Origin of the sequence: Nocardia aurantiaca, from assembly GCF_009708175.1 — a bacterium.
Taxonomy (GTDB): Bacteria; Actinomycetota; Actinomycetes; order Mycobacteriales; family Mycobacteriaceae; genus Nocardia; species Nocardia aurantiaca.
Genome location: NZ_WMBB01000006.1, coordinates 361,796 through 372,999, shown reverse-complemented (window position 1 = coordinate 372,999; position 11,204 = coordinate 361,796). Strand labels below are relative to the sequence as shown.

Below are 11,204 nucleotides of genomic sequence, written 5' to 3'. Positions count from 1 at the left end.
TCGAGTGCAACGAACCCATCGCCGAGAGGTTCGAAGAACCCGGTCGGTGACTCATCGGCATCTGACATCTGACGTGCCCCTCCCCGCCACGATCACCTCAGCGAACCGCGTCGCGGCGCGTCCGATGGTATCCAGGTTGCCGTTGGTCATCGGGTCGAAAGAGCCGGGCAAACAGCGCACCGGAGGACCGGCTCATCCATGATCACTTCACCGTCTTCGTCGTCATCGGCTCCGCTGGTCATGTCCGCGGAACAATGATCGTGCGCCCCACGCCTTCGGGTCGGCCTGCTGCACACTGGCCGGCAGCGAAACGCTGCAGCCGGGTGAAGAGGTCGGCGGGCATCGGGGTAGTCCTTCTCGTCTCGAGGTCGACATGCAGGTCCAACTGCTCGCCTACGGCTACCCGGGTCTGGCCGCCGAGATTGCGTACTTCATGGAAGAAGTGCAGACGTTTGGCATCCACACCCAACAGCCAGGAATCGACTGCCAATCGCGCCCCGCGCCGTACCTCTCGTTCATAGGTCATCGCAGTCTGCACGACAACCTTGCCGAACCTCGTCTTGCGGACGTACTCGTCACCGAGACCCAGAACGTCGGTGAATGCGGCGTGCGCGCGATAGATCACGATCCCGTAGTACTGGGCGTTCATGTGATCGTTGATATCGATCCATGTTGCGTCGACATCGCATTCGAGGGTCCGCAGACCGCCACCACCTGTACCGGATGGTCGTAATTGGATGCCGTCGGATGTCAACTGTGCATCCGGGCGCTCAGTCGGCGGATGGTTTCGGTCAAGGCAGGTACCAGCAGATAGACGACGATGATGGTGAGGATCAGTGTGCGGAAGGGAAGTGGTGTGCGTGCTGTCATGGGGCCGATCAACACCAGCGTGATCGTGATGGTCGGGAAGACGGCAATCCAGGTGATGAGGGCTCGCCTGTGAACTGACGGATGATCCGTGATCACCTGTTGTCCAGTGATATTCATGGTGCATATCCCCTCCCGAGCCGGTTGATGACGATTCTTGCGATCTGCGGGTCGGCACCCGCCCCACTGCTCCGCGCCGATCCGGATGAGCCGGAGAAGCGCGGCGGGTTGCCGCCCTAGGCCCGCAAAAATCATCAACGACCCGCGTGTAACCGGTCAATCCTCGGTTTACCTTGGTAATCACCAAGATTCAGCTTTGACCAGGCACGCGTTACGGTGGCTTCGTGCGGATGACCTTCGACGACCTCAGGGTATTCGTGGCGGTCTGTCAGGCTGGAAGCCTCAGTGCCGTCGCCCGCGACCTCGCGTGTACCCAGCCTGCGGTCAGCCAGCACGTCAAACGGCTCGAACAGGCCACCGGCGTACGTCTGCTCGATCGTGGACCCGACGGCGTGACGCCAACCGCGGAGGGTCTCGTGCTTTATACGGCAGCGCGCGACGGCATCGTCGGTGTGGATTTGGCGTTACGCCAACTCAGTGAAATGGCCCGTGGCCAAACCGGCTGCGTTCGCGTCACCACAGGAGCGACAACCATTCGCAACTTCATGTCCGACGCCGTCGTCAACTTCCGCCAACGCTATCCGCACGCCAGACTCGAATTTCGCACAATCATTTCCAGCCGCCGATGCTTCGAATCCCTCGCCGGGGGCCTCGTCGATCTGGCGTGGGTGACTATCGCCGATACGATCCCCGGCATCGAACAGCGCCCCGTCATGGAATTGCCTTGGGTACTGGCTACCCGAGACGACGACCCCCTGGCTGACCGGCCTTCGATCACACCGGCCGACCTCACCGAAATACGACACATCCAATTACCTGACAACGCCGTGTCCCGCGTCCACCTCGACACCGCGCTCAACCGACTCGGAATCCAGCTCACAGCCGAAACCGGTGTAGCAGACTGGAACACCGCGGTCCTACTCGCCGAACTCGGTGTCGGCCACGCCATAGTTCCCTCGCTGCCATACGACTCCGCCGCCGCCTCGCACCGGCCACTTCGATTTCAGCCCTTGCCATTCCTTGCTCCGCTGACCGTCGGATGGGCCGTCCGCCGCTGGGAGACACTCAGCCCGCTGGCGAGTAGCTTCGCCGACATGGTCGAACAACAATGCCGCGACCATTGAGAACTTCACGCCGATATAGCTTTCCGCTCATGGCCGCGTACCGCGCTACCCGAACCAGCAAGCGCGCTGGGCATCGGAAGATCCACTGGCCGTTCCGATCCAAGGCCGACGGAACGTCCACAACTGCCGATGACAGTCAGAATTCCATACTGGGTTCGGAACGTTCGAAAGGCGATGCAGGGCCTGCCCGAGGTTGGCGGGCTCCCTCCCCGGCCGTCGCGCCGCACGCGCGCATCAACCACCGTGACATCCGGCCAGGACATCGGCCCACCTTTGACGCTCAACGAACCGGCAACCGGGAACGGCGTTCCGCCGATAGCCGGGCCTGGCCGCATCGGCCGGCCGAACGCGTCCCGGAGCGTGCCTTCCTGCCTCAGCTGGGGCCGTCCTCCACCGAATAGTCGATGACGACCGCACCGCCGGTGGCGTAGTTGACGACATCGGCGGCCAGCCGCTGGCCCTGCTGCGACGCCCGCGCCGCGGCCAGGGCGGCGGCGTCAGCGAAGTCGCCTTCGAAGACCGCGAAATACGGCGGTTCTCCGTTGGTCGCCGCCACGTCGAAGCTGTAGCGCCACGCAAGCAGGCCGGGCATCTCCATGACCAGCGGAAGGTGTTTGGTCACGTAGTGGTCGCGGAAGTGGTCAGGGTCGGCGGGCTTGGGATAGAGGACCACCAACTTATGCATGACTGCCTCCTGCATCTACCGCGGTCGGTTGAATCGTCATATGCGCAGGTTAGGGCTTGATGTGTGGTCGAGGGAAAGACCGGGACGCGATAGGCTCAGAACGGATCGTTATCAATCGACGGGGAGGGCATGTGGCGCCGGATACGGTGAGCCTGCGGTACTTTCTGGTGCTGGCGCAGGAGTTGAACTTCACCCGCGCGGCCGCACGGATCGGTATCGCACAGCCCGCACTCAGCGCCCGGATACGCCGATTGGAGGCGGAACTCGGTGCGAGCCTGCTGGTTCGCAACACGCGTAGCGTCGTATTGACCACGGCCGGTGCGGCTTTGGCGGAGTCCGTGCCGCCCGCGCTGGCGGCGCTGGACCGGGCATGGGACACCGCCCGGAATGCGGGGGCCGGTGAACTGGGCACGCTGCGCATCGGATACAGCCTCAGCACCGGGGCCGAGACGGCACCGGCCCTGGTGGACAGGCTCATTCGCAGCAGCCCGGGACTCGAGGTCGGCGCGGTCCCGATGGCGACACCGGAGATCTCCCCCGCGGTCGCCGACGGCCGCATCGATGCCGGGATCACCCGCGGTGAACAGCCGGGTCGTGGCGTGCGCCGGTTCCTGCTGCGGCGTGAGCGCGTCGGGGTCCAATTGGCACAGCACCATCCGCTGGCCGAACACCCGGAGATCGAGATCGCCGACGCGGCCGCGTATCCGCTGCGACTCCCCGACCGTACGGCCAACCCCGTGGTCCACGATCAGCTGTCCGCATTGTTCCGCGACACCCGACCACACCCCCGATTCCACACGCCCGCAGTCTCTTTCGACATGTCCCAGCGCGACCTACGCGACGGGCTCACCCTCGCCCCGGCCGGAGAAGCCGCGGTCACGACACAACCGGCCGGTCTCACCTGGCGACCGCTGCAGGGCGCACCCAGCCTGACGATCCACCTGGTCCTCCCGCGCGAGCAGTCACCACTGCACCGCCGCATCCGTACCGTCGCCAAAACCCTGGCACACGAGCTGCACTGGCTGCCGGACTGACGCGCAGCAGGTCACGCAAATTGCCGACGACGATCACGATCCCCCTGCCCCGCCAAAACCTTCAACAGCGGATGTGTCCAGGAGATCGGTACGAGCATGAGCAATTGCCCAACCGGCACCACGATCCCGAGTACTACAGCGACCACCACCAGCAGCAGCCAGCCCACCCGTGCGACCCACCCCCGCGCCGGCGCACCGCGCTGACCTCCTCCGGTCCCCGGGGCCTGTCGCCGAAACCGGCCTCGCCAACCAGGACGCCCACCACCGCCCGTCTCGTGGGCGTCATGTTCGCCGCTTTCCGACATACCAAAACTATCGTGCATCAGCTAACTCATAACAATCACGCTGGGTGGTGTCCTAACGCCAGCACCGCCACCTTCGCAGTAACAGATTCACCGCAACGTCCGCCCCCTGCGTGCCCGCGCCAACCGCAGGGGGTCGAGAACGCACTACATTGCCGCTGATCGCGCTGATCGAACCGGCCAGCCCGAGGCGCTGGCGGCGAGACCGGCCGCGGCACAGGAACGTCCGCTACGGCCGAGTTGAGTGTGTGCGGCCGGGGAACGCGAAACCAGTCACCGGCTATCGACTTGGCCGAACTTCCACGGCCCCCGGTTATCTGGCCGTAACGTCCGCTCCGCCTGACGAGGGTTCAGCCAGCAGGCACGGAATCAGTAGACGCTGCATCGCCGAACCACGATGTGAACTGGACAGGAGCTAGCCTGTGTAGCTGTTCACGATCGAGGTCATAGCGCCGGAACAAGGCGAACAGGTCTCTGAAGGCTTCATCGTCGACCGCCGCGGTGTTGACGGTGATGTACAAGGCCCTACCGCGGCCCTTGTACGAGGTGACGCACGGGAGTTTGTCGAGCCATTCGAAGAATGCCGCCTCGTCGTTGTAGGAGTAATAGCGAAGTGGTTCGGCTTCCAGGACCAGTTCCTCGGCTGTGCTCATCGCGACGCCCTGTCTCCCGAATACGACTTACAGCATGTCGCAGCAGTGCAAGGCGTCTCGCTATTGAGATCCATGTCCCGATGTCTACCACGCACCATGAGCCTGTTGGTAACACGAATACGCGAGATCCTGGTACTCGTCGAACGCACGGTAATGCCGCATATGGGGCTGCTCGGACCGCCAGCGTTGCATCTTAGAACCAATGGCCGCGCGCTGATCTCGCGGCTCACTCGCCGCTCAATGCCCTTCTCAGAGCGTCCAACCGGTCGACGGAGACAGCGTCGGGTTCGAGTTCACGATTCTCCAGAGGTCTCACGATCACGTGGCAGCTTCGCGATTCGTGCCAGAGCACCTGACCCTCGACAGCTTCTCCTTGGGCAGGAAGATCCGTGTCCCGAGGCAGAGCGGTGACCCTGACGAGACCGACGCATCCGGCGCTTGATCGATGCTGATGAAGACACCGAACTGCTGCCGTCCGATGACCTTGCCTGTCACATGGCTGCCAACCGGCAACGATTCCACCGTCGCTGGCCATGCATGATGTGCCCGCGCTCCCACCTCATCGTCCGGCCAGAAGTACTCACCCACAGCCCGAGCATCGCATCCTCGAACTCTTGTCGCGACCGCAGGAGATCTGCCACCCGCGAGCTCATGCCGCGTCCCGCGCGTTCTGCTCTGGCGGTTCGCCGGGACACCGGCATCGTGAAGGATGGCTACTCTCCCGACCTCGATGTCACCTTCGCCGGTGAGGACCTCGTCCTCCGGCTGGCCGCCCTGGCTTACCTCGCCCGCTTCTCCGCGGTGTCGAGGATCCACACGAAATCCGATCTGCGTCTGTACTTCTACTGGTGCACCGACCACCAGCTCACCTCACTCGCGGTGGCGAGAACCGAGGTCGAACGGTATATGCGGTGGATGCCGGAAGTCCGCCGCTTCAAACCCGCGACGGTCGCCCGCCGACCGCACATGCCGATGACCGGTTGTCTGAGCGAGGGTTTTCTACGATGGCTTCTGTCAGAAGCTGACCGGAATCCCGGAGATCGCGGCCTCTTCGGTCACGATGGCAAGGTCGATGTCGGGATTCAACCGATATACGAGGTCGGCCATGATCGGTGCGCCCTCCATAATCGCGTGCAGCGCAGCATGTTCAGGATCAGCTGGCAGATCGAAATAGCGGCGGTAGTTGTCGGCCTTGGACTCCGCGGACCAGTCGATGAGTTGGTCGAACAGCGAATCCGAGCCGTCGCCGTTCAAGTCCTCCTCCCGCTTACGGCTCGATCCCAGCGGTCAAAGCGGTGGCCGATCGTCTGGTATTCACACAACATGCGAGAGTCTGCTGAAATTGCGTATTTCCCTGCTACCCAACGAGTGTCGCCGAGGCGCAGGTATGACCCACGGTGTGGTTGGTCCCCACCTTCCACCCCGGCAGAGCCGCTGACTCTGCCTTCGATGAAACACGGGAGCAGGTAATGAAGCTTGTCGGCCCCATATCGACCCCGGTCATGACGCTTGCAATGGCTGCCACGTTGGGCGGATGCGGAACCCAATCGTCAAGCTCGACGGCTGAAAATTCGACGAGTAATCCATCGCCCGTTCCGAGCACCGATGCTTCGGGCGACATCGTGGGTCCCTGCGCCGATTCTGCCGGAGCGACCGCACCGGGCACCCGCCTCGTCGCCTTGCTCGACCTGTCGGCGGACAACACTCTCACCTACAGCATGACCCACCACGTGAGGATGCCCGGCGCCCACGGTACACAGGAGTCATGCGGCGACCGGATGACCATGACGGTGTCCGAGCACGTCCCTATCACCGCCGAGCACGGCACGATATGCGACGACCGGCAAACCGCTGCGGGCCCGTGCACTCTCGCCCAGGTGAAAGACAATGCCGCCCACTGGAGTCAGGTCACCCCCATCGCCTACATCCACATCGATGCCGACCGAGTGGTCGAGATCGATGAGATCTACAACGGCTGATCGCCGAAACTACCCACTGCACGCCGCCACGACCGCGAGCGACAGCCGCTTACGTCCTGAACCGGATGCCGGGACGACCGGCACGCACCGGCTCTGAGGGGGCCGGACGCGGCAGTGCGTCACCCCTACCCCACCGGCCGCGTTTCCCGACGCGATCGGATGCCGAGGCAGCCGAATCGGCTCCTCATGCGACGAGCGGATGTTTGCGGGACGATTGCAGCAGGTGATCGTGCGCGTACCAGCCGTCCGCAGCGTCGCAGATAGGAAGCAGCCGTGTCAGAGTTCAGCCTTCCTGCGCTCTATCAGGTGGATCCCAACGTCAACCTTTCCGACTTGATCCACCGCAACGCCGAGCGATATCCAGATCTCGTGGTGATCAGCCGCAAGGTCGCCGGAAGGTGGCGGGACCTCACCGCCCCCGAGTTTCTCGCCGAGGTGCACACGGCGGCGAAGGGGCTGATCGCCTCCGGCATCGAGCCAGGCGACCGCGTGGCGATCATGTCGCGGACCCGCTATGAGTGGACGCTGCTGGACTTCGCGATTTGGTGTGCGGGCGCCATCACCGTGCCCGTGTACGAGACGTCCTCGCCCGAGCAGGTGCACTGGATTCTCAGCGACTCCGGATCTGTCGCCGTGATCACCGAGACCGACGGTCACGCCGCCACGGTCGCCGAACTCCGCGACCGCCTACCGAACATTCGGCATATCTGGCAGATCGACGCGGGGGCTGTTGACGCATTGGCGGATGCGGGCGCGGATATCGCCGATACGACCGTGACAGAGCGCCGGTCGGCCGCGACCGCCGAGTCGATCGCCACCATCGTCTACACCTCCGGCACCACCGGCAGGCCGAAGGGCTGTCAGCTCACCCACGGGAACTTCCTCGCCGAGTTGGGCAACATGATCGCCAGACTGGAACCCGTGTTCCGGACCGGCGAGTCGTCGGTTCTGCTTTTCCTGCCGCTGTCGCATGTGTTCGGCCGAATCGCGGAAATCGCCGCGGCGATGACTCCGATGAAAATCGGGCACGTCAGCGATACCAAGGAGATCGTCGCCGAACTCGCAGCCTTCCGGCCGACGCTGATCCAGGGCGTGCCACGCGTGTTCGAGAAGGTCTATCACACCGCGCGCACTCGAGCTCAGACCAGCGGCAGGGGCGCGATATTCGACCGAGCCGCGCAGACCGCGGTCGACTACAGTCATGCGCTCGACGGTGGCCGGATCCCGTTGCGGCTGCGAGTCGCGCACACCGTCTTCGACTTCCTCGTCTACCGCAGGCTGCGTGAGGCTCTCGGCGGGCGGGCGACTTTCGCGATTTGTGGTGGTGCGCCGCTGGGCGAACGACTCGGCCACTTCTATCGTGGCATCGGGTTCACCGTTCTGGAGGGCTACGGGATGACCGAAACCTGCGCGGCGGCGACCTTCAACCCGCACGACAAGCCGAAAATGGGCACCGTCGGCCAACCGCTGCCCGGATCTTCGATCCGCATCGCCGAGGACGACGAGATCCTGCTGTCCGGCCCGCACGTGTTCACCGGCTACTGGAACAACCCCGCGGCCACAGCGGAGGCGTTCCGCGACGGGTGGCTGGCGACCGGGGACCTCGGCGCGCTCGACGACGAGGGCTATCTCACCGTCACCGGGCGCAAGAAGGACATCATCATCTCCGCCACCGGCAAGAACGTCGCCCCCGCGGTGATCGAGGACCGCATCCGCGCGCATCCCATCATCGGCGAGGCCATCGTCGTCGGCGATCGGAAGCCGTTCATAGCCTGTCTGGTGACCGTCGATCCCGAATTCTTCCCCGTGTGGAAACAGCTCGCCCACAAGCCCGCCGATGCCACCGTCGCCGATCTCGCTCTCGATCCGGACCTGCTCGCCGCCATCCAGTCGGCCATCGACGACGGCAACCGAGCCGTCTCGCGTGCCGAGGCGGTCAAGAAATTCCGGCTCCTCGACACGGAATTCACCGAGGCGGGCGGCCACCTCACTCCGTCGTTGAAACTCAAGCGGGCCAGGGTGCTCGAGGAATTCGACGCCGACGTAGAAGCGCTGTATCAGCGGTAAGCGTACCCACTGCTTCGGCTCGTCACGGTGGTGAGAGTGGTAGTACTCGGTGGCAACGAGTCGGCGCGGACGGCGTGGCCGGGAAGGTCTCCTCGCCGCAGAGAAGTTGCACCTCGACATCGCTCAAGCCGGAGTCGCCACGGCAGAGGTCGAGGCGGAATCCATTGCCGCTCAACGCTGCCCAGGTCGAATTCGGCTTCAATCGCCGGCCGGCTGAACAGAAGATGCTTTCCTTTCAGTCGGGCCCCTCCGATGTCCACTGGTCCCGGACACTCGAAGAATTCGGCGGGACGCCGATGGATAGGAGCAGGGTTACGCCGGAAGGAGCGGGACCGCGCTTACCATCCAGGACATTCCGTCTTCAGCTGCAGCTTCACCTGTAGCCATTGCTGCGGCGAGGGTGCGGGTTCGGCGCGTGGAACGGTCAGACACCACACACCACCGTGACGTCGAGAAGGACAGCGCTACCGTCGCGAACGGCTCGGCGCTGATCGTCGGAGAGCCCGAGCCACGGGTGGAGCACCGCGGTGCGGTCGTACCGATCGACGCTCATCCAGCAGTCGTCGGGCCCGCGGCCGTTGAGGACCGCGGTTGATCCCGGGTCCGGCAGCGTGAACGATGGTCGCTCAGGGATCGACGTCGTGAAACCCTTTGCCGTCAGTGACGTTCGAAGATCGGCGGGTGGCGGGCCGTAGAAGACGGCTTGTGCGGGGACCGGATAGTCGCCATTGCCCATGCCGCTCGCGTCATTGCGCAGTAGCTGACGGGTAAGGCCCTGAACGGAGATTCCCTCTGCCAGCCGATAGGGCTCGTTCGGTCGGTTCGCCCACACCACAGATGCGACAGTGACCACCGCGATCGCGGCTCCCGCGGCAGCCCATAGTATCCCCCGCACCGTATCCCTCCGATCCCGCCGCGAAAACCTCACGGTCGCAAGCCATCATGCCGAATCGATGCGGAGGAACGTCCAGGAAGATGTGGATTTTCGGTGAGGTCCGGCGTGAACGATCGATGCGCGGGGGGATACGTCGCGGCTCGGGGCCGGATCGGCGACGGGATCAACTCATTCCTTCGGGCCGGGCCGGCCGGGCTGATGCTGACCGCTGAACCAGGGTCGACGAAAGACGCTCTGGGACACAAAGGTCGACGAGGGATTCATAGTTCACCGATCGTGCGCCGGCCAATGGCCGCGCTCAGTGCGTCCAGCTCTGCGAGCACATCGATTGCTGCCCAGATTCGGTTGCGTTTGCTCTCCGAGAGAAGCTCGAGGATCCCCGCATCCGTTAGCCGTCCCAACGCCCTAGGTGCTGGCATCGGTGGTGCCGGAGATCCGTTGTGCCGTGTCGGCGTTGAAGATTGGGGTGTCGAGCAGTGCGCCGAGCAGCGTCTCGTCCGCTGAGTTCGCACGCGGGCGCGCGATTTCTCGCCAGCGCCTGGGCAGTTCAGCGAGAGCCCTGGCGGATTCCTGTGCGGCCTCGCTGGCGTGGACCGCCCTACCGCCAGGTACTCGACGAAGCCGTCGACGTCGCAGTCGCGAAATCGATTGAGGTGAACGAAATATCGGCCGGTATCTGCCAGCATGACCGATGCCAGCGGTACGGTCACGCGGTGGGTGGGACCGCGTCGGCGCAACACGGCACTGATCAGTGCCCGTCCGATGCGCCCGTTCCCATCGGTGAACGGATGGATGGACTCGAACTGGGCATGTGCGATCGCGGCTTGCGCGAGGATCGGCAGATCGTCTCGGTTGACGAAGACCAGCAGGTCGGCGATCAGCTCGGCAACCAGTTCAGGGGGTGGCGGGACATGCGCGGCATTGATCGGCGTGTAGTCGCCGCCTCCGATCCAGTTCTGCACGTCGCGCAGTTGCCCTGCGTCTCGAGCGGCGTAGTAGTCGATGGCCATCAGCAAGCGATGCGCGTCGAGTAGATCGACCAGCGCGATGCGGCCTGAACCCGCAGCATCCACCATCGTGATCAGCGCTTTGACGGCCGCCAACTGAGACTTCGCCTCGTTGCTGGCTTTACCTCCCGCGACGGCTTTGCCGAAGGCTCGCCAGCCCGCATCGATATGTTCGATCTCGGAGGAGGCGACGGACTCACTGCGCAGCAGGAAGTCGGCGAGAGGCGCCAGGTGCTCACCGAATCCGGCCTCGAGTCGGGCTATGGCAATCAACGCCGCTTCGTGGGCGCGAGCAACGGTTCCGGTCGGGTCGTAATGAAGCTCGCTGATCCGGCGCGGGAGAGTCCGGAGCGGTGACGATAGTCGCCGAAGATTGCGACATCGGAGATCAGGCCGTGCGGACTGCCCGATGCGGGCGGGCCGGCTCGCTATCGGCCAGCTATTGCCTTGGTGATCGGGAGGGGGCACTGT

General features: G+C 64.3%; 12 protein-coding genes and 1 pseudogene. 4 read left to right on the top strand and 9 right to left on the bottom strand.

The annotated features are described in order from the left end of the window. Nucleotides 1–51 precede the first annotated feature (51 nt). Genes GLP40_RS34830 through GLP40_RS15245 form a run of 3 tightly spaced genes read right to left on the bottom strand, consistent with a single transcriptional unit; the run spans nt 52 to nt 987 of the window. On the bottom strand, nt 52–180 hold the full coding sequence (locus GLP40_RS34830; RefSeq protein ID WP_407671597.1) for a hypothetical protein: 129 nt from the start codon (nt 178–180) through the stop codon (nt 52–54). Between the two features lie 58 nt (nt 181–238). Continuing rightward, on the bottom strand, nt 239–754 hold the full coding sequence (locus tag GLP40_RS15250; RefSeq protein WP_154788519.1) for a thioesterase family protein: 516 nt from the start codon (nt 752–754) through the stop codon (nt 239–241). Beyond that, on the bottom strand, nt 751–987 hold the full coding sequence (locus GLP40_RS15245; protein ID WP_154788518.1) for a hypothetical protein: 237 nt from the start codon (nt 985–987) through the stop codon (nt 751–753). Before GLP40_RS15245 ends, GLP40_RS15250 begins: the two co-directional genes overlap by 4 nt. A gap of 230 nt (nt 988–1,217) precedes the next feature. Here GLP40_RS15245 and GLP40_RS15240 point away from each other — a divergent pair, with 230 nt between their 5' ends. After that, nucleotides 1,218–2,111, top strand: coding sequence for a LysR family transcriptional regulator (locus GLP40_RS15240; RefSeq protein ID WP_154788517.1), 894 nt, complete (start codon nt 1,218–1,220; stop codon nt 2,109–2,111). 373 nt (nt 2,112–2,484) lie between these two features. On the opposite strand, the gene GLP40_RS15235 is transcribed toward GLP40_RS15240, so the two are convergent. Further along, nucleotides 2,485–2,796, bottom strand: coding sequence for an EthD family reductase (locus tag GLP40_RS15235; protein WP_154788516.1), 312 nt, complete (start codon nt 2,794–2,796; stop codon nt 2,485–2,487). 131 nt (nt 2,797–2,927) lie between these two features. Here GLP40_RS15235 and GLP40_RS15230 point away from each other — a divergent pair, with 131 nt between their 5' ends. Beyond that, a complete protein-coding gene (locus tag GLP40_RS15230; protein WP_328290193.1) occupies nt 2,928–3,830 on the top strand; it encodes a LysR family transcriptional regulator in 903 nt (300 codons plus the stop codon). Between the two features lie 11 nt (nt 3,831–3,841). On the opposite strand, the gene GLP40_RS15225 is transcribed toward GLP40_RS15230, so the two are convergent. The 3 genes from GLP40_RS15225 to GLP40_RS15215 all read right to left on the bottom strand — a co-directional run bounded on the left by GLP40_RS15225 (nt 3,842) and on the right by GLP40_RS15215 (nt 6,039). After that, nucleotides 3,842–3,997 carry a hypothetical protein gene (locus GLP40_RS15225; RefSeq protein ID WP_154788515.1) on the bottom strand — a complete coding sequence of 52 codons (156 nt, stop codon included), beginning with the start codon at nt 3,995–3,997 and terminating at the stop codon, nt 3,842–3,844. A gap of 485 nt (nt 3,998–4,482) precedes the next feature. Continuing rightward, nucleotides 4,483–4,785 carry a hypothetical protein gene (locus GLP40_RS15220; RefSeq protein WP_154788514.1) on the bottom strand — a complete coding sequence of 101 codons (303 nt, stop codon included), beginning with the start codon at nt 4,783–4,785 and terminating at the stop codon, nt 4,483–4,485. A gap of 1,014 nt (nt 4,786–5,799) precedes the next feature. Then, nucleotides 5,800–6,039: a hypothetical protein gene (locus GLP40_RS15215; protein ID WP_154788513.1), complete on the bottom strand. Its 240-nt coding sequence runs from the start codon at nt 6,037–6,039 to the stop codon at nt 5,800–5,802. A gap of 215 nt (nt 6,040–6,254) precedes the next feature. On the opposite strand from GLP40_RS15215, the gene GLP40_RS15210 reads away from it, so the two are divergent. Then, nucleotides 6,255–6,764 carry a hypothetical protein gene (locus GLP40_RS15210; protein ID WP_154788512.1) on the top strand — a complete coding sequence of 170 codons (510 nt, stop codon included), beginning with the start codon at nt 6,255–6,257 and terminating at the stop codon, nt 6,762–6,764. A 273-nt stretch (nt 6,765–7,037) separates the two neighbouring features. Then, on the top strand, nt 7,038–8,831 hold the full coding sequence (locus GLP40_RS15205) for an AMP-dependent synthetase/ligase (RefSeq protein WP_328290192.1): 1,794 nt from the start codon (nt 7,038–7,040) through the stop codon (nt 8,829–8,831). Nucleotides 8,832–9,255: 424 nt separating this feature from the next. Here the strand turns inward: GLP40_RS15205 and GLP40_RS15200 are convergent, their stop codons facing one another. Together GLP40_RS15200 and GLP40_RS15195 are read right to left on the bottom strand one after the other, a co-directional pair. Next, entirely contained in the window at nt 9,256–9,666 is a 411-nt protein-coding gene (locus GLP40_RS15200) for a hypothetical protein (protein WP_154788511.1), read from the bottom strand. A 320-nt stretch (nt 9,667–9,986) separates the two neighbouring features. Next, nucleotides 9,987–11,165 (bottom strand): annotated as a pseudogene (locus GLP40_RS15195) (Fic family protein). Nucleotides 11,166–11,204: the final 39 nt, after the last annotated feature.

Bases quoted from the DNA above. Each gene is read 5' to 3' on its own strand.
- GLP40_RS15245 (WP_154788518.1), bottom strand. From the start codon at position 987: ATGAATATCACTGGACAACAGGTGATCACGGATCATCCGTCAGTTCAC.
- GLP40_RS15240 (WP_154788517.1), top strand. From the start codon at position 1,218: ATGACCTTCGACGACCTCAGGGTATTCGTGGCGGTCTGTCAGGCTGGA.
- GLP40_RS15235 (WP_154788516.1), bottom strand. From the start codon at position 2,796: ATGCATAAGTTGGTGGTCCTCTATCCCAAGCCCGCCGACCCTGACCAC.
- GLP40_RS15220 (WP_154788514.1), bottom strand. From the start codon at position 4,785: ATGAGCACAGCCGAGGAACTGGTCCTGGAAGCCGAACCACTTCGCTAT.
- GLP40_RS15210 (WP_154788512.1), top strand. From the start codon at position 6,255: ATGAAGCTTGTCGGCCCCATATCGACCCCGGTCATGACGCTTGCAATG.